The organism is Paenibacillus sp. N3.4 (genome assembly GCF_008017805.1).
In the GTDB taxonomy this organism is placed as follows: domain Bacteria; phylum Bacillota; class Bacilli; order Paenibacillales; family NBRC-103111; genus Paenibacillus_E.
Window position 1 is genome coordinate 14,314 of record NZ_VRTT01000008.1, and the last position, 19,723, is coordinate 34,036.

At 51.0% G+C, this 19,723-nt stretch carries 11 protein-coding genes and 1 pseudogene; 2 read left to right on the forward strand and 10 right to left on the reverse strand.

Annotation, left to right across the window (positions count from 1 at the left end; all coding sequences use genetic code 11):
• Positions 1-65: 65 nt before the first annotated feature.
• Complete coding sequence (gene gap, locus FU659_RS06225; RefSeq protein ID WP_187273938.1) at positions 66-1,121, reverse strand: type I glyceraldehyde-3-phosphate dehydrogenase; 1,056 nt, start codon at positions 1,119-1,121, stop codon at positions 66-68.
• 193 nt (positions 1,122-1,314) lie between these two features.
• Between gap and FU659_RS06230 the strand changes: the two are divergent.
• Positions 1,315-1,431 (forward strand): annotated as a pseudogene (locus tag FU659_RS06230) (DDE-type integrase/transposase/recombinase); the annotation flags it as partial.
• Between the two features lie 81 nt (positions 1,432-1,512).
• Here the strand turns inward: FU659_RS06230 and FU659_RS06235 are convergent.
• The 3 genes from FU659_RS06235 to FU659_RS06250 all read right to left on the reverse strand — a co-directional run bounded on the left by FU659_RS06235 (position 1,513) and on the right by FU659_RS06250 (position 3,917).
• Positions 1,513-2,091, reverse strand: a complete 579-nt coding sequence (locus tag FU659_RS06235) for an S-layer homology domain-containing protein (protein WP_261807656.1) — start codon at positions 2,089-2,091, stop codon at positions 1,513-1,515.
• 159 nt (positions 2,092-2,250) lie between these two features.
• Positions 2,251-2,499 carry a hypothetical protein gene (locus FU659_RS06245; RefSeq protein ID WP_147946768.1) on the reverse strand — a complete coding sequence of 83 codons (249 nt, stop codon included), beginning with the start codon at positions 2,497-2,499 and terminating at the stop codon, positions 2,251-2,253.
• Between the two features lie 629 nt (positions 2,500-3,128).
• Entirely contained in the window at positions 3,129-3,917 is a 789-nt protein-coding gene (locus FU659_RS06250) for a helix-turn-helix domain-containing protein (protein ID WP_147946769.1), read from the reverse strand.
• A 128-nt stretch (positions 3,918-4,045) separates the two neighbouring features.
• On the opposite strand from FU659_RS06250, the gene FU659_RS06255 reads away from it, so the two are divergent.
• Entirely contained in the window at positions 4,046-6,295 is a 2,250-nt protein-coding gene (locus FU659_RS06255; protein WP_147946770.1) for an FAD-dependent oxidoreductase, read from the forward strand.
• Between the two features lie 142 nt (positions 6,296-6,437).
• Here FU659_RS06255 and FU659_RS06260 read toward each other — a convergent pair whose 3' ends face one another.
• The 6 genes from FU659_RS06260 to FU659_RS06285 form a co-directional block, all read right to left on the reverse strand.
• Positions 6,438-12,605: an S-layer homology domain-containing protein gene (locus FU659_RS06260; protein ID WP_147946771.1), complete on the reverse strand. Its 6,168-nt coding sequence runs from the start codon at positions 12,603-12,605 to the stop codon at positions 6,438-6,440.
• Between the two features lie 33 nt (positions 12,606-12,638).
• Positions 12,639-13,487, reverse strand: a complete 849-nt coding sequence (locus FU659_RS06265; protein ID WP_261807646.1) for a carbohydrate ABC transporter permease — start codon at positions 13,485-13,487, stop codon at positions 12,639-12,641.
• Between the two features lie 20 nt (positions 13,488-13,507).
• Complete coding sequence (locus FU659_RS06270) at positions 13,508-14,377, reverse strand: carbohydrate ABC transporter permease (RefSeq protein ID WP_147946842.1); 870 nt, start codon at positions 14,375-14,377, stop codon at positions 13,508-13,510.
• A gap of 101 nt (positions 14,378-14,478) precedes the next feature.
• Positions 14,479-15,837: an ABC transporter substrate-binding protein gene (locus tag FU659_RS06275; protein ID WP_187273940.1), complete on the reverse strand. Its 1,359-nt coding sequence runs from the start codon at positions 15,835-15,837 to the stop codon at positions 14,479-14,481.
• 104 nt (positions 15,838-15,941) lie between these two features.
• Entirely contained in the window at positions 15,942-17,384 is a 1,443-nt protein-coding gene (locus FU659_RS06280) for a response regulator transcription factor (RefSeq protein ID WP_147946773.1), read from the reverse strand.
• Positions 17,356-19,152 (reverse strand): cache domain-containing sensor histidine kinase, encoded by a 1,797-nt coding sequence (locus FU659_RS06285; RefSeq protein ID WP_147946774.1) that lies wholly within the window; start codon positions 19,150-19,152, stop codon positions 17,356-17,358. The genes FU659_RS06280 and FU659_RS06285 overlap by 29 nt, the downstream gene beginning before the upstream one ends.
• Positions 19,153-19,723 lie beyond the last annotated feature (571 nt).

Consider the following 19,723-nt stretch of genomic DNA (forward strand, 5'->3'; position numbering starts at 1 on the left):
AATCACTTCATTACATGATTTACAAATGATAACACCTAGATCATACCGGTGAATGGCCGCCATATTTAGATGGTTTGTGTTAGACATGTCGCTTCCTCCTTGAGTTGCGCGCTTTCCGCACTAGAAATATAAGATACTAAATCAATCACTCGATTAGCGTAACCCCACTCGTTGTCATACCATGCCAACAGCTTGATTTGGTCTTCCTGCGTCATAATGCTGAGACCGTCAACGATGGCGGATTTCTCATTTCCGATATAATCCGCAGAAACAAGCGGCAATTCATTGTAGTCGACAAATGTTCCCATTTGCCCAGCAACCGCCTGTTTGATAGCATGCTTCACTTCATCGACTTTCACTTTGCGGCCGACTACCACTTGAAGATCCAGCAGTGATACATCCTGTGTCGGCACACGGACAGAGACACCTTGTATATGGGAGGCGAGATGAGGAATTACATCGATAAGTGCTTTGCCAACTCCGGTCGAAGTCGGAATAATAGAATTCGTGCATGCCCTGGCACGTCGAAGATCTTTATGCGGATTATCCAAATGGTTTTGATCATTCGTGAAAGCATGCACCGTTGTCATCCACCCTTGCTTGATAATAAAGGCCTCATCCAGAATATGTAGAATAGGTGCGATACAGTTGGTTGTACAGGAAGCTGCGGATAGTAAGCGATGCTTCTTTGGATCATACCGATCTTCATTTACTCCCATGACAACAGTCAGGTCCATGTTCGCACCCGGTGCCGTAATCAAAACCTTCTTTGCTCCAGCAAATAAGTGTCGTTCAGCACCATGCCGATGATTGAACTTCCCGGTTGCATCTACGACCAATTCCACACCATAGTCCTCCCATGGCAGTAAATCAGGTTCTCTTTCACAGATGACGGAAATCCGCTGACCGTTAATCATGATGATGTTGTCATTTACTACTTCGATTTTCGCGTCCCAAGTGCCATGAACGGAATCATATTTCAACAGATGGGCCAATACATGAATGGGGCTTGTAGAATTGATCACTTTTACCTCGAAGTCCTGCTGCTTTTCCGTCAATGCTTTTCTCAAACAAAGTCTTCCGATTCTTCCTGTTCCACTTATTCCAACTCGCATCTCCATCCCCCAACTCATTATTTAGTATGTCATAAATATAGCATCTAAATATATATAACGCAATATATAGCGTTATTATTAAATACGAACAAATAAAGAACCTATTAATTGAAGAATAATCATATATAATACGTTATATATGATGAAATAAGAAAAAACCGTCAGGGAATTTCCTCCTGACGGTCCTTTAAGGTTAGCCCAGAAAAAGTATCTAAACAATATTGTGGAACAAGATCATCGATTCATAAAGAAAATCACAAAATCGATGCATGGTTTCAAAACGTTTCACACTGCAGAACAGCAATTAGCCAGTATGGCCCGTCATTAACCCCGAATCAAAAGGGCAACCCACTTTGGCAAAGAGGGCAGCTCTTTTTTGATCTAGGACGAACGGTTACTAATTCATCTGAGCTAGCATATTCAGTAAAACCGTTACAGCTTCAGCCCTCGTTGCATGTTTCTGAGGGGCAAATATATTATTGCTTTTCCCCTGTACAATTCCTTTTTTCTGTACGAATGCAACGCTGCCTTTCGCCCATGCTGGAATATCCCGATCATCTGCAAAGCTAACTGCGGCATTCGCTTCGTCGGATTGGCCCAAAGCCTTGGCTATGACTACTGCCATCTCAGCTGGTGTTATTTCAGCATCGGGACGTAAAGAGCCGTCCTCATAACCATGAATCAAACCTGCCTGCACGGCCTGTGAAATTGATTTCTGCGCCCAGGCTCCGATTTTCGCTGAATCCGTGAAGGTTAGCGCATTTCCTTCCGCTTGCGGCTTAAGCGCGTTCATCAGCATCACAACAAATTCCGCTTGCGTCACTGTAGCCTTTGGTTTAAACGTGCCATCGGGATACCCGTTGACGATTCTGGCTCTAACTGCTTGCTTGATGTTAGCCTCGGCCCAATACTCGGAAATATCGCTAAAGCTAGGAAGGGGCTTGTCGGATACCATTGACGGTTCGTCTATGATCATCACCGCAAACTTCGTGAAATGATCAACATTAACTGAAATTGTATTCCCTTCGATCTTTGGTCCGCACAGCTTCCCGTTTAGTAGCCCCAGGCACCATGCAGAAAAGCCGGCTAGCTGACATGAGCATAGGTATTGTCAGTCCGTTTCTTTGAATCCCGTTCATTTCATGTCTTGCCAATGGTGTCCACAAGAGAGACACTTCTTAATTGTGTCGTTTCTTCCCAACAAACCGGCAAGCATTCCGGGAGCTCCGAACCGGACGGCACCCATCAAGCTTCTGCGGACATTAAACCCCTTTTTTTCGTCCGCAAGGCTCGATGATCCGCATTTCGGACATGCACGGCTTTCCGATCCGGGATCGGACTTCTTTTTACCGCTTAACAATCTGCCTCTCTCTCTCCTACTCATTCTCCTGCCTCCTTCCGAGTTTCATTACAAAACGATTTAACACTTTCTGCTTAGTAATAAAAAAGGCATTTATCTACCGCGACCCTCCATCTGTTGGTACCACAAGAAGAGGATATAACGGCGTGTGCATATGCTGCCGGGTGTCAGATTAACGGATTGGGTAATGCTTGAAAAAGTCAACCATACATTCAAGTAGTTAGTCATAGTTTACCTGCCTTCCATGTTTATGGCACATGACGCAAGTATAAGACAAATACCAGTAAAATTAGTCCACCCACAGATTGATTTTATTATTTCAGTATCCACCTACAGATTGGGCTTCATATTTCATGAACTCAGCACCTTTGTTTAACCTATGGATATAAGTAATAACGGAAATAAACAATAATCCCGTCCAGTTGAAGCAGTTTGTGTTATCCTGCCCTTACCGCCGCTCGCAGTAAGATCATCGGGTACGACGACATCCGGAAAATCAATCTACTCGATAATCCAATCCGTCTCATGATCGACCTCCAGGCCCAATGCGTAAAAGGAAACGGTCCATAAACCTCAGAAAGACACCAAGGACCCGGACGGATGGGCTTGAGCCACTCCTGCCGGAATCATGACTACTCGCACACTGGTACGGATTACACTTGATGCAGCTTCCGGTATATGGACGGATTCATTCCTTTTTTCTTGCGGAAGATACGACTCAAATAAAATCCATTCTCATATCCGCAGCGATGGGCGATTTCATCGAGCGTCAGCTTCGTCTCTTCGAGCATACGGCCGGCACGGCCGAGTCGCAGGTCGGAAACGAAGTCGGACGGGTTGATCTGGTAGACGGAGTGGAACCTCCTCGTAAATTGAACCGGGGTCATCCCGAGCGATGCTGACAGCTCTTTCATGGAGAAAGGCGCAAAGGCATGCGCGAGCAGCCACTGGCGCGCCTTTTGCATAACCGGGTCGCCCCTGCCCGTATCCTCGGTCTCGCCCCCTTTACGTTCCGATTCGACGATCCTCCAAAGATCGCAGAGCCAATGTCGCAAGCGACTTTTCATCGGCTCCTCGTACCATCTTTCCCCGCTTCGCCGAAGATAAGCGAACGTGGAGAAGAGCCGCGTACGGTCCTCAACCGTCACTTTGCCGGTCAGTTCCCCCCTTTCCTCCTTTCCCGGTTCTTCCTCCCAAACGAATTGAACGAAGTGGAAGGTAAGCGGAGTAATCATCTTCCTCCTGAATGGAATACGTGGCGGACAAACGACAAGATCGCCATTGCCTGCCTCCCCTTCCTTATCCCCAATACAGTAATGAAACCTTCCCTCCTCGACGGCAAACATCGACCAGTTCTCATACGTATCCTTTTCCAGCAGAAATTGCGCCTTTTGCAGCCAATACGCGTACGCCGCATGATGAACGGACCAGTTATTTCTCATAAGGACCCTCCTATGAAATAAAGTATATGTAAAATCGTAACACGGTACATGTCATTTGAGAAGGAGGTGAATTATGCTGAAATTGTAGATAAATGATCCATCAACAAGCTTAGAGGAGGCGGTTTCAGTTGAAACAGGAAACAGTACAATGCGATATCACCGTCGTCGGCGGAGGACTCGCCGGCGTTTGTGCGGCGATCGCAGCAGCAAGACTGGGGCAAACGGTGGCTCTGATCCAAAATCGCCCGGTGCTCGGCGGCAATTCGAGCAGCGAGGTTCGCGTATGGGTCTGTGGCGCGACAGGGCATGGGACACATCGCTACGCGCGCGAGACGGGCATTATGGGCGAGCTGTTCTTGGAAAATCAGTATCGCAACATGGATGGAAATCCATATATTTGGGACATGGTCGTTCTGGAGGCGTTCGGGCCGAGCCGAACGATTCAGCTGTTTCTTAACACGGACGTTCATGAGGTGGAGGCCGAGGGAAACGAGCGGCATCGCGTGATCCGATCCGTGACGGGGTGGATGATGGGCTCGGAGCGTCGGATTCGCTTCGAAAGCCGCGTGTTTCTCGATTGCACGGGCGACGGGCTCGTCGGCTTCCTGGCTGGTGCCGTTCACCGGATCGGTCGCGAAGCGCGGGAAGAATACAACGAAGAGTGGGCGCCGCTCGTCGCCGACGATATTACACTAGGGAGCACCCTCCTGTTTTATACGAAAGATACGGGACACCCGGTCAAATACGTGCCGCCGAGCTTCGCCAAAGATATCACGATAACGTCCATCCCGGAGAAACGCATTATTCGCAGCGGAGACAACGGATGCTCCTATTGGTGGATCGAATGGGGCGGGGAGCTGAATACGGTTCACGATAACGAGCAGATTCGCGACGAGCTTTGGTCCGTCATTTATGGCATTTGGGACTACATCAAAAACTCAGGCAAATTCGAATCCGCGAACATGACGCTGGAATGGGTCGGCTCCCTCCCCGGCAAACGGGAATACCGCCGTTTCGTAGGCGATTATGTGCTCAATCAGAACGATATTTTGGCCCAGCGGGCTTTTGAGGATCGCGTCGCTTTCGGCGGCTGGTCGATCGATCTGCATCCGCCGCAAGGCATGTATTCCACGGAGAGCGGCTCCAAGCATCTGCACGCAGACGGCATATACCACATCCCATTCCGCTCGCTTTATTCCGCAAACGTCGAAAATATGCTTATGGCCGGCCGCAACATCAGCGCCACGCATGTCGCCTTCGGCACGACCCGGGTCATGGCGACGTGTGCGGTCATGGGGGAAGCGGCCGGAACCGGCGCTGCCCTCTGCGTACAGAAGAGCGTTTCGCCCCGTGAGTTGCAGAAGTGCTATCTTGAAGAGCTGCAGCAAATATTGCTACGCCAGGACGCTTCCTTCATAGGCATGCGCAACCGGGACGCCGCCGATCTCGCTCTGCAGGCTTCCGTTAGCGCATCGAGCACGATGACCCGCATCGCAGTTGAACGCTCGATAAAAACGGTGCCGTTAACGACCGATGTCGGACTGCTCGTTCCGGTGGATCCTGCGCTGGACGACCTGGAACTGCTGGTAGATGCGGAGCAGGATACCGAACTGACGGTAGAACTGTGGGATACCGGACGCGCAGAAAACTACGTTCCTCATACCCGGCTTGCCGCCGCCTCGGCCCCCGTCACCGCCGGCGGGCTGCGCTGGATCAAGCTCGATCTGAGCTGGAGGCCGGAGCATGCGCAGAACACGTTCCTCGTGATTCGGAAGAACGAACGCCTTTCCCTTCATGTGTCCGACCGAGGGCACACCGGTATCCTCGCTTTCTGGAAGGAAGAGAAACCGCGTGTTTCTAACATCCTCGAGGATCATCAGCCCGACCAGCCGGTCGTGCAATGGAGCATGCGGCCGTTCATACGGGCACTCCCCTGCTTCCGGCTGTCGGCCCCTTCGGACGCCTTCGCTCCGGAGAAAGCCATTGATGGCATGAACCGTCCGTACGGCGGTCCTCATGTGTGGTCGTCGCAGCCTCTCAGCGGCTCGGAACCGGAATGGCTGGAGCTGTCGTGGCGAAAGCCCGTCACACTGCGTACCGTTCATGTCACGTTCAACGACGATATCAACGAGGATCTGATCAACCTTCATCACCATACGACCCCGTTCGAAACGATTCCGGAGCTCGTCAAGGATTATCGCATCGAAGCTTTCGAAAGCGGCGCCTGGACGACCGTCGCCGAGGTGCGCAGCAATCGTAAGCGGAAGCGTGTGCACCCGCTCGACCGGACCGTGACGACGGAGCGCATCAGAATCGTTGTCAAAGCGACGAACGGTGCTCGGATCGCTGAAATCATCGAAGTCCGGGTTTACTCCTGACGCTTCCTTCAACAATAAGATCCGCCTCCAGGCTGGAGGCGATCTTATTGTTGAAGCATCTGTTGTCTGCTTATCCACATAACAACCGGAATTCTTTTGCTCTCTTTTCATATTACTGGATGCACTTTCTCTCCGTGATAGCTTAATTTTTGAGGGAATTCAGCCTTAGAATGGCAATAACCATTTCTGCTCGTTTTGTGTGTGCTCCCGGATGAAACTGTTCACCATCCCCCTCTATAACCCCCTTCCTGACTGCTTCATATACATACCCGGCGGCCCATTGCGAAATATCGGCATGATCCGAGAAAGCCTTGCCCGCTTCCGGACTTGTGCTCCCTGCCTGGCCAGCGGCGCGCATGAGCAGCACCGTCATTTCAGCGCGGGAAATAAACGACTGGGGACGCATCGTGCCATCCTCATACCCCTTCAGCCATCCCGCAAATACGGCATCGGCCACGGCTTGCTTCGCCCAGGAGCTGATGGCGCCGGAATCCGCAAAATCAAGCTTTCCGCCACTTGCCGCAGGCTTCATAGCACGCACCAACAGCACCAGGAATTCCTCCCTGGTCACTGACCTATCCGGTTTGAAGGTGTGATCCTCGTATCCGTTGACCAAGCCTTGGGCTAATGCCTCCCTGACGCCGGACTCCGCCCAATGGCCTTCAATATCCGTTGGTAGATCTGCAGAATGACTGGTATTGCCCGGAAACTCCGGCTTGCTGTCCATGGCAAACACGGCAAACTTAGCAAAGTGATCTACTTGGACGGTGATGTCGTTCCCGTTCACCTCGCCGCCGATTTTCACCCATTCCTGCGTTTCTTCGCTGTAGTAGAAGACTGCTGCCGTTTGGCCGTACTTGACCTCCCCTGGCTTAAACTGCAGCGTCAAGGTCACCGCATGGGTGAAGGGGCCTTCCACATCCTTTGTAATTTCAAAAACTGGGCTTATGAAGGTACCCGGCTGCCGGCCGGCTACCTCATCCTTATCTTTCAGCTTCTCAATGGCAACCCGAACGGATGCGCTGAAGCTTCCGGCGGGAATGTGCAGCCGCACCTCCTGGCCCAATCCCACATCTCCCGCCTCTCCAGCCGCGAGAGACAGCTTGCCCGTCTTAAGACTGCTTGCAGGAGGGACATAGGTCGTAGAGCTTTCCTGGATTATCTTGTAAAATACAATCTGAACCTTTTGCGGCAACGGCACACCATCCAGAGTGGCCTCAACAATGGCTGTACCTGCTTCGCTTGAAGTAAGGGTTGCTGAATGCTCACCATTTCCCTCTACAATCGGACTTAATTGTCCAAGAGAAGCTCCAAGCTGAACAGAGGCGCCTTCGGTAACAGGGTTTCCATCCTTATCTTTCAGCTGCAGCTTGATTGTCGCCACGCTGATGCCATCTGCCAGAACCCGGTCCGGACTTCCGCTCAGCATACTTTTATTAACCGAGGCAGATGAGCCCAGATCCAATAAGTACGGTGTAAAAGGCGCCAGCTCCAGATCCGAGGCATTTAATGAAACATCCGCAATCAGATCTTTGGAGATGCCCGCTGGACGTGCTTCCCTTAGCACGGAGACGCGCTTTGCTTCCCCGCTGTAGTTGACCAGATTCAACAGCAGCCGCCCCTTATGCACCGCCGTCTCCCAGCCCACATCGGTTACCAGGGAACCGGTAGCGGCATCCGTCACACGAACCGTAAGCGTATTCATCTGCTCCAGCACCGGAAGCACCGCTGCCCTGATTTCCTCCACGCTCGGCGAAATAAGCTTACCTGCGCCAAATGCAGCCGGTATGACGATCGCCCGGCTCACGACAGCATCATGCAGCCCATCTGGCAGCAGTTGGTCATGCTCGTTGCGGGAAAGCGATTGTTCCCCGATCAGCACCACCTTGCCGCCAGCCTCGCTGAATGCCTTCACAGCGGCAAGGGTATCCGCGCTTACATGCGCAGCAGCCGGCACAATCAAGAGCTTGTATCCGGCAAGGCCTCCTTGAGCGGCCTGCTTCTCACTGACAAAGCCGATCCTTTGTCCGCTGTAGGCTAAAGCCGCATAGCTTTTACGCAGCGTATCCTCACTGGCATTGTTGTAGATGCCGGAGGCCAGGGAATATAGAATGGCGGCTTGGGGCTTCACATTCTGCAGCGCCGTCACCTCTTCCGCCAATCGGTTGAGATCAAGATTGGTCCTGCCGACATCAGCCACCACATCGGGCCGATGAAGAAGACTGCCCATAAAATCGCTGGTAGTATCATAGGTGCGTTCCCACACCCAGTTTGTGGAAGCGCTTTTGCCATGAACAGCGCCTTGCCACAGGATGGCCCTTACCCGCTTGGCCTGCTCGGGAATATACAGATCGTCCCCATCTTTAATGAAATGATGCTCCGAGTTGAAAATAGGCGCCTGATTGAAGGAACGCTGCATGTCATAGAAGCTGAGCTCTTTGATAAATCCGCTTGGTCCGTCTCCGATGTAGTTGGAGACATCATTGCCATTGATTTGGCTGAAGGCCGAGAACTGCTCGTAGTCTACGCCCCAATTCAGACTTTCCTGCAGCTTGGCCATCGTCTTGGACTGTACAGGCAGGTTCAGAGCCATCTCATGAATAATGTTCGCCATCCACTGATGCCAGTCTGAGAAAATCTTGTTGTTAAAGGTTACCCAGTCGTATACTATCGGCTTGGCTGCAATTGCCGAAGGCATCTGGATCTGTTCAAAAGTGGTATAAGCCGTTCCATATACCTGATTCAGCTCAGCCAGCTTGTTTCCGTACAACTCCTTCAGGTAGTCATGCCACTCAGGCAAATAATAAGGGTCGCGATTGGTTTGGTATACCGGCTCGTTGGTCATCGTAACCGTCAACAAGGACTTGTAATCCTTGACTAAAGGGATCACGGTCCGCAAATAATCCTCGATGACTTCTTTTGCTTTCGGATGACCAATCACGAATTTGATGTTCCCAGCACTGTTGCTCTTAAGCACTGGATTTTTTTTCAGTATCCATTCTGGGAAATAGTGGGGAGAGAGAAGCAAATTCACGGCGATATGATTCGTTTCCGCATTTTTCAGCACTTCCACCACATTGGCCTTCAGGTAGTCTGTTGCCCCAAAATAATCCTTGTTGGGGTCCGTCTTCCCCCAGTCCATTGTTTCCTCAAACCCGGCATTCTGGACCAAGTTTCCATTTCCGCCCTGTTCGGTCATGATAAGATCATCCAGCCAAAGCGTTTGCTGATTTTCGGACAGGAAAACCAGAGAAAAAGAGGTTTCCGCCGAACCCGTTTTATAAGTATAACTGACTTGCTGCCAGTCGTAGGTGCCCGTAGGCAGCGCTTGACGCAGGTTCCAGCCGGCGTTACCCGGGAACCAGGCGTTTTTCACATTCTCTCCTTTTACCCAAGCCTTGATCTGGTAGGTTGTATCAGGCTTCACAATCATGACTTGTGAAACATACTTGTAGATATTGGCTTGCTTAGGGGAGGTATTGACTATCTTCAAGGATTGCCCGCCGCCGTGATGCACGGTTTGGTCCACTTCTACCGATCCGACGGCGTTTCCGCCGGAGCTGTATTGGGGAATGTACCCTTCCTTCTCGGTAATCACCCTGTGAGGTCCGATTTCAATCTGAATCACATTGGTTCCGAAATCCTGGAACTTCGCGATATCCTTGCGCACCTGGTTGAAATGGCCGTATCCGTTTAGAAAAACCGGACGAACTTCCTCCTCTCCCGTGCTTCTCACCCAGGTCAGCCCCTTAAAGCCGTATTCCGTCCGCTCCAATTCCCCCGTCACATAACGAGGCGCCGCTTTGGGCATCAACGTGCCGTTCAGATAGCCAAGCAGATTGGTCATTGCCTCTTCATACAACGAATCCAAGGTTTCCATGACATAATAAGCTCGCGTCAGAACCCCCCGCCCAACATCCTCCTTGCCATATACGATAAAATCCTTGATCGTCGTGTAATTGATGCGTTCATAATCGGTTGACAGCCCTTGCTCCTCCGCTTGCAAAAGCAGCCTCTCCAGGGCTGGTAGCTTAGCGGATATGGCATTAAACCCGCTGTTTAACTCAGCAGCGCTGGTCATCACATCAATAGCTGCAGGGAATGCTCTGGATATGCCTGCCTGCTGCTCCGCTGCCGTGACAATAGTGCTGTAACTACCTTTATCGGCAACGACGTAATGGCCCTCCTTGGTCAGAACCATTCCCGCCGGTACTGTCACTTCCCTATCCAGACCCAACAGCTCCGAACGAAGAGATATGGTTCTGGCTTCGCTGCTATAATTAACCAAATTCAACTTGTATGGGATGTCTTTACCTGTTTCCGCTTGCCCGGGCATCTCCAGCCAGAAGCTCCACGGGTCCTGCGCCGGTACCCGATAGAGGCTGGCAAACTGCTTGCCGTCCTTCACCCTGCCGATGCCGCTGGTCCACTCCAGCCACCCCCTTCTTCCTCCCCCGTCATTGTCATTGACCAGCATAGAGAAGGAGATTGGCCCTTCAGCGGGTTTGGCTGCGAAAATGGCTTCCCACGGAATTTTTGCCTCATATAACGTATCGTTGCCGTTCATGACAGCCTTGGCGGTTACAGCTTCCTTGCCGAGAACAGCGCTGCCGTCTTTCCAGCGCCACACCTGAGTCTCTCCGTTTAACAGATTGAATCCATACTCGGCTCCGTAAACGCCGTTCTCGCTGAATGCAATCTGAACACTGTCGCCATTCCACATATCGGCATTGGCGATGGAGTAGTGCACATTATCTCTGACTTTGGCGGAAATGTAAAAATAATCTTCGTCATAGGCGAATTTGGCCTCTGCCGACAAATCCTCGGTCCCCGTCCAGCCCGTCACCTGATTCTGGGCGGTTCCTTCCATCGGCAGCGAAATGCCAGAATACTTCTCCCATTCCCCCAGGCTGCCGTCAATCGCAATTCCATCCGCCCGGAATATGGGAACATGTGTACCGCTGCCCAACTTTGTCTTGAAGGTATCCCAGTATTCCAGGGTTTCTCCAGCTACTCCCGTCCCCAGCATATACGGCAGCACGGAAACGACGCTAGCTTCGTATCCGTCCTTCTGTCCATATGCCTTCACCGTTACTCTGGATGTAACCGGGAAAGGGGCGGCGTACGCCTGCTTCGTTCCGGAGGTGACGGGATCACTGCCGTCAGTGGTGTACCAGATTGTGGCACCTTTCGTTGCTGTGGACAAGGTTACCAAGGACCCTGGCAGCACTCCCCCCGGTTCAGGCAAGCCTGTTACCGGTTGCACCTGCTTCAGGATGACAGCATTCAGCTGATCCACCACATAGCTAACCGAGGTCCGGCTATCCCAGCCAGTAGCACTCGGCCCTGTTTTCGTGTACAGCGATATCTCGGCAATCCGGTTGCGGACGGCAGAATCGGTGAAGTCAAGCTTCACCCCATTCCACCGATTAATCAGAAGCTTGGGCAGCTGCACCTCCGAGACAGCTCCAGTGGCATCCTTCACTTTCAAGTATAAAGGTTCATTGCTGGATGTCGTTTGCGAAAGGGGATAGACATCCAACGTAACCGATGATGCCCGGCTCAAATCAAGCTCCGGCGCCATGCATAAGACATAGGACATCTGATCCGCTTGACTTGAGGTTTTGGTAAAAGTGAGCTTGGCGGCTTGTTCCCCTTCCGTATGGAGATCATATACGGATTCGGCAACGGTGGTTCCGCCGGTGCCTGCGGTGGTCCAAACGGACAGATCTTCAAAGCCATTCAGGGGGATGGCCTCCTGTACGCTGTCAAAGCCTCCGTTGCGAAGCAGATTATATTCCGTATTGGCCTCCTTGAGGGTCAATTCATCCAGCCAAACCGCCTCCGACTTATCCTCGATCAAGATTCGGAAGGTCAGCGTGGTTTCAGTGGATTTGGTGGTATAACTGGTGGTTAGCTTCTTCCAGTCAAAGGAACCCGAGCCTACATTGGTACGGGGCTCCCAGTTGACTCCGAAGCTTACCCCTTTCATATTACTGCCCTTGACCCACATGCCGAGATCATATCGGGTATTGGGCTTTACGCTTACAGTCTGGGATAGATTCATGTACATATTGGAAGCTTTGTCCGAATGATAGGCGATCTTCAGCGAATGGCTTCCCTGATAGAACACGTTGGAATCGAGGCCATATTCCACATTCGGCAAACCGGCATAGCTCATGTACCATATGGGGATAACCCTGCTGGTATCGGCCGATGCATAGGCCACAGCGGATTTCACCCATGTTAATTGGACTGTAGAAAGCAAAAGAATAGCAGATAAAAAACACAGGCACACCTTTTTGACCATAGTCTACCTCCTGTTATTGCTTGCCGTAGCTCATCATCCTTTGACTGCCGAGCTTGAAAAGCCTTGAATAATATACTTCTGGCCCAAGAAGAATACAATGAGCAGGGGCACGACGCCTGCTGTGGCGGCAGCCATCATCAAGTTGTAATCCACACCGGCTTCCAGCATGAAGTTCTGCATGCCAAGCGGAACCGTGTAAAGCTTCTTGTCCAGCAGGAAAATCAGCGCATTCTCATAATCGTTCCACGTCCATGTAAAATCAATGATCGCGAAGGTGGCCAATACGGGTTTGGAAAGTGGCAGGAACAATTGCACGAAAATCCGGAAATGGCCTGCCCCGTCAATGAAGGCGGCTTCGGATATTTCATGCGGAATGCTCATGAAAAATTGCCGCACCATAAATACGCCGAATACCGTAAACAAGCCCGGGAGAATCAGCGCCCAATGGGTATTGTAAATATGCATCCATTCAAACATGATGAATTTAGGGACAAACAGCACTTGCTGCGGAATCATCATCAGACACAGATACATTAGAAAAATCGCGTTCCTGCCCTTGAACTCTATGCGGCTGAACCCATATGCGGCCAATGCGGCTAACAGCGGCGCTCCAATCATCAGAAACACCGATATCTTCAGAGAGTTCAGATAGAAGAGGGCAAATCCGTCTCCGGTGGTCCAGACCTTGATGTGATTGATCAACACTGGGTCAAACGGAATCCACTGGATAGGGTAGGTGAAGACGTCCTTTGGTTTCTTAAAAGAGGTGCTAATCATCCAGATCATTGGCAAAAGCAAAAGTAGGCTGAAAAGAGCCATGATGATAGTGTTCAAGCCTTTGCTCAGCCGCCCCTTGATCATTCTGGTACTTCTTGCATTCATGTTACGTCTTTCCCCCTTCCCTAGTAATGGACCCATTTTTTCTGACCTGCCCACTGAATAAGCGAAATACCTAGGATAAGCAGAAACATGCTCCACGAAACGGCCGACGCATACCCCATTTCATAAAAGTTGAAGGCTTTCTTGTAGGCGAAAATGGAGAAAACCGTCGTACTATTGGCGGGCCCTCCCTGGGTAATGGCATAGATCATGCCAAAGCCCTTGATGGAGCCGATACAGCCGGTAATCATCAGGAAGAGTGTCGTTGGGCTGACCAAAGGCAAAATAATAAGACGCAGCAGTTGTCCGAACGTCGCTCCGTCCATTTTGGCGGCTTCCAACTGCTCCGGGGATATTTCCTGCAAGGCGGCCAAATAAATAATCATGTTGTACCCGATGCCGCCCGCGATCATCATAATGAGCACCGCATACATCGCTGAATCGGGAGAAGCAAACCATTTGGGAGGCTCCGCTATGCCGACGGATCTTAAGAAGGCATTAATGGGACCGTTTGCAGGCTGAAACAGCACCATCCAGACGAATGCAATAGCGATGCCGCTGGTAAAATAAGGGGCGAAGAAGAAGGCCCGCAACGTCTTCTGGAGATAGACGCGATTGTTTAACATGACTGCGATCAGAAAACCCAGAATAATCGAAATCGGTACAGGGATTAACACCAATAAAGTGTTCTTGACCGATACAGCAAACAAATCGTCTCTCACCATCATCTTGAAATTGTCCAATCCGATAAAATGCGGGGGTTCTCCGCTAGCGAATACCCAATCTGTAAACATCAAATAAAAGGAGAACAGGGCTGGAATCAGCATGAAAATCATCATTCCGATAAGATTAGGGGCGATGAATACATAGCCAAGCAACCTCTGCCTTTTCATCCAGTTCACGATCGGCCACCACCTTTCTCTCTAATATGGGCTTACGCCAAAGGAGAAGACCGGCACGTTTGTCCCTGCCTCTCCTTTGGCTTTCCCGTCTGCTATTTTTTGGCCGCTTGCAAGTTCTCGTTATGCACCCGTGCCAGTTCCTTCGCACCTTCTTCGGGAGTCAGCTTCTGAGTGAACACCTTGTCATAGACGACCTGCTGTTCGATTCCCGTTTTCTTGTCCAAACGGCTTAATCCGAGCGGAAGGCTGCCGAACATAACCCGCTTGATGGAATCAATGTCGTAGGTATTCTCCACGCCTTTGAACATCAGCGCGATCGCCTCATCAACGGGGAAGTCCTTGGATGACGGCACTCTTCCGCCTGCCGCCATCGGCAGCATCCCACTATCCGAATACCACTTGATAAATTTCCAGGCTGCTTCCGGATTCTTGGTGCGGGGATTGATGGAGAGCACATCGCCCAATCCGCCGGCGTTGATATAGTCGGTCTGATCCTTGTTTACCTTGGGAGCCGGCGCTGCCGCTACCTTGAACGTTCGGGGATAATCCTTCACATTGTTGGTAGTCCTGAAAATCTGGTTAGTGGAGAAGAGCATCGCCGTTTCCCCCTTCACAAACATCTGGTCCAGGGCCGGCTTCGAGGTGATCTGCTCCGTATGGGGCATAATGCTCTTGTCTTTGAACATCATATCCGAATACACCTGAAGCGACTTGACCGTCAGTGGATTATCGAAAGCAGAGGCGCCGTCCGGTTTAGTCAGCAAGAGACTTCCCTTCAGCATGGAACCATTGATGGGCACATTGAAGTAATAATCGCTTTGCGCCGCTCCCCATACCTTGTCTCCTTTCAGCTTGTTGGCATAATCCCTGAATTCGTCCAGTCCCCAGTCCGTGGGAACCTTAAGACCCTTGGCATCCAGCATGTCCTTGTTCAACCATACAAAGGACATGCCCTTCTGGGTGGGAACACCGTAATACTTACCGTCCACCTTCCACAAGGAGGCGCCTGTACCCATTTTGTCGTCCACATTGTAGTCCGTGAACTTGCTCAGATCAAGAACGTTGCCCGCTTTGATCCGCTTCTCATAGAGGCTGAAATCATAGCTCATGTACATGTCCACGGGCTGGCTGGAAATAAGCGCCGTATCCAGCTTTAGATTTCCGGCATCGTCATTGACGAACCGCACATACTCCACCTGGATATCCGGATTTTGCTTGTTCCAGTTGTCTACAACAGCTTGAGGACCATTCTCCGGCGGCACGCCTCCCCACATCGTAAGCTTGATCGGATTCTTATTTGCCACGGCGCTAGGCGCCGTGCTCGAGCCTGGGGAAGGCGAAGCTGTTCCCTCCGCTTGGTTGCTGCCACCCTTTCCACCGCAGCCGGTAAGCGCCAAGGGTATAGCTATTAGCGCTGCCAGCCCTGCTGTCATCCATTTTCTGTTTCTCATCTTACCTGTAACCTCCCTGCAATCTAATGTTTGATTCATCTCAACTATACCAAGCGGCACCTTTGCTTCTAAGGGGTGAAACTTGCAGGTTGATAGTACAAAACTTAGATATTGTTCTCCCGCCTGAAGGAGCTGGGTGTTTGTCCAACCATGCGTTTGAATACCTTGATGAAGTAGGCATCGTCGGCAAAGCCCGTTTGAAAGGCGATCTCCTCCACACTCAGCTTGGCATGCAGCAGCAAGCGCTTCGCCTGTTCGATCCGGATGTTTTGCAAATAGGCGATAGGCGTCAGTCCGGTTTTTTTGCCGAACACAGTGCTTAAGTAGTCCACATTGATGGCTACGAGCTTGGCTAAATCCGTAACCTTGATATTTTCCTTGTAATGCTCCAGCATATATTGAATCACCCGGTTCACCTCGGGATGGTCCGTAAAGCTGACATGTTCCTCCTTCAGGTGCCGGATAAGGTCCCGTATGGTTTGCAGCACATGAGACAGCAGCGATTCATGGCTTATGGCCGAGTTGACGTTGATTCCCTCAAGATCCTCCGATTTTCGTCCTGCCAGCATCGCCAAGATATGAAGAAGATGGGCCGCCAGCATTTTCACTTCCATATGGGAGAATGACGAGGTTTCCATGCTTTCCCATATAACGGTTGCCGCCTCGGCGCATTTGGGTACATTGCGTTCTTCAAAACAGCGGATCAGCTCGGCTTCCAGCTCTGCGATGGGCGGCAGAGCATGCCGCTCTTTCACCGGGCTTCCCTCACGACCGTACCAATCGCCGTTCAACTGATTCAGCGCAGAGCGCCAATCCTGGGACAGACGGGCCAGACTGCTGCCGGCTGCCAGTCCAGCCGGACGATTCGGCTTGTTCCAGCGGGCATGGTCTGCCTTATTCTTCTGAAAGCTCCAGCAAAAAAAGGTTGTTTGTCCCCCTTCATAGAAGGATTGGATCAACAGATACGCTTCCGGCCGGATACCCGCCTGATCCGCAGCAGCGGGAACGGCTCCGCTCAGCACGGCAATAATATCAAGCCTCAGACTACGGAATTTCTCCGCTGCCGCAACCGTTCCTTGATCCTCATGAGCCGATGCGCTTGTTCCCTGGATGCCCGACCAAGTACGGTGATAAAGAGGATAAAGCGCCTCTCCCGCACCCCGAAGCTCTTCAAGCAATTCCCCCTTGATCCGCGCCAGGTTTTCCAACAGCACATCATCATTTAAAGACAGCTTTAACAGATAATTGAAGGCGCCGAATTGAAGGGCGTCTCGGGCGTAATCAAAGTGGCTCATGGCCGTCAGCATAATAAACCGGCTGCGGATTCCCGCCTTCCGTGTTTCCTTCAGCAGTTCAATCCCGTCCATGCCCGGCATGACAATATCGGCAATCACGACATCGGGCTTAAGCTCCAGGATAGCCGCCAGAGCCTCCCTTCCGTTACCCGCCTCACCCGCAACGCAAAAACCATGACGTTCCCAGTCCACGGTTTCCCGGATGGCCTCCCGGACAAAACCTTCATCTTCCACCAGCAAAACCGTCCACATGCCCACCATCTCCTTCCTGTGAATAAGGCGTCGCAATCAGCAAAGGCAGCTGGACCCGGACCAGGGTCCCTTCCGCACCGGATACAAATTCAATGGAGCCCTCCCGCTTAAAAAGCAGCTGCAGCCTTTCTCTCAGGTTGCTTAGTCCGATCCCGTGTCCGCTTCGCCTTACCTGCCTGCGGGCTGCCTCTTCCATGCCGATGCCGTTATCTTCGACCTCCAGAATAAGTTCGCTTCCTTCCGCCTTGGCCCTGACCCAGATGGTGCAGCAGCCTTTGTCTGCGTCAAAACCGTGGACGATAGAATTCTCCACCAGAGGCTGCAGGCTAAACCTGGGAACCAAAGCGTATTGAACCGATTCATCCATTTCATATAGGATGGTGAAATGATCCCGAAAGCGAAACGCCTGAATGGATTCGTAGGAGCGCAATAGTTTTATTTCTTCTTTAAGGGTGACCAGCTCAATTTCCGAGCTGAGGCTTGCCTCCAGAATGAACCCCAAAGAGGTGCAGATGCCCGCGATCGCTTCCTGCTTTTCTTTTCTGGCCATCCATTTGACCGTGTTCAAAGTGTTCAACAGAAAATGCGGGTTCATTTGGGAGAGCAGCATTTGGAATTGAACCGCCTGCTTTTGCCGCTCCTCCAGCTTAAGCTTGTTTATGAGTACAATGACATCATCAATCATCCGATTGAAGCTTTCACCAAGGGAGCGCACCTCGTCCGTTGCACCATTTCCGATGGAGATTTTGACATTCAGCTTCTTGTCCGATGCTTCCTCCATGCTCCGCTCCAGGACATACAGCGGCTCCGTCATACGGGCCGACAGGAAGATGGTCACCAGCACGAAGGCGATGATCAGAATGGCCAGAAAGAGGAAAGCGATAAGCCTTAACCGCTGGAGCTCCTGCTGCAGCTCGCTTAAAGGCACTTGACTGACCACATACCAGTCCAGTTCCTCCAGATAGCTATAATTGACAAGGGACGAGGAACGCTTGTCCTCGTAGTGTCCCTCCTGCGCCGGTGCTGACATAATCCTTTTCATGATATCCATGCTGAAGGCGGTTTCCTTGTTTTGCATAACAGTCTCTCCTTGGCCGGTAAAGATGGTCAGATCCTGGTTGGCCGGGCTGTCCTTCAGGGTGCTGCGGAACCATTCTTGAATATTGATGCTGATGCGCGCCAGTCCAAAGCTTCCTCGCATTTGGTCATCCAGGATGGTGTACAGGCTCAGAAGCTTGCTCCCTTGGCTGCCGTTCACATCATTCCAATCATCCGCCACCCAGCGGTATGGATGGGATCCGTTTTGCAACTTATTCTGCCAATCTTGCATTTCGTTCAGCCCATTGGTCAGCTTGCCGTTGGGAGCATAGGAGGTGTATACATTGCCCTTACGGTCGATGAATCGGAAATACAGCTCTGTTTGATGGAAGAAAAAGCTGTTGTTAATTCCAAACATTTTGCTTTCGATCACTTTCTTTCGGGCAAGAGGATCATATTTGTCCGGATCGTTCATAATCTGGATCAGGCCCTCGTCCTGGCTCAGCATAATATTCGCCTTATAGGCAAATGCCATCATATCCGTCAAGGACACATGAACCTGCTGCATACGCTCGGACATTCGGTCCATCATATCCTTCTGGCGAATGGATTCGAAATGCTGGAACAAATAAAAAATGGCGATGCACAAAGGAACCATCAAGAGGGTGACGTAAGCCATGATAAGCCTGATTTTCAAGGTGTTCGGAAACAAGCGGCGCCAGATTGGCATCGTGGTGATTCACTCCTTATAACGTAGTCGGATATCTTCAGTATACGAAGCGTGACGGAGGCATGTATACATTCTCCGAAAGAATCGCCGGATTTCCCGAATAGGCAAAAACGCCTCTGTCCAAGGGCAAGAGGCGTTTTTGCCCAAAACCATGACGGGTTTTGGCTTCTTGAATATGTTTAGCAACACTAGTGTAACCACTACCGTCTCCGCTCTTGTAACCGGCTCATTGACCCATGCGGTGAGCTAGCCTGTTGTCAGACTGTTGCATTTCTTAGGAATCTCCTCATCCATTAGATTGTATCACGCGATAAGACGGAGCAAGTAGATTCAAAACTTGTAGATTCATATAACAATTCTTAGGAGTTGTTGAGCTGTGTTCTTTGAATTTTTTTACTGATTCATCTGATTACCTTTTTAGTAGAATTAATTGAAAATGCTTAATAGGGCATATTATGCATAATCAAAAACAAAAAGAAGCGGACAATCCCGCTCCTTTTTGATCAACCCTATAGGCTACCGCTTCGCCTTATAAAAGTCATGATACAGCTTCATCAGCGCCCGCTTCTCT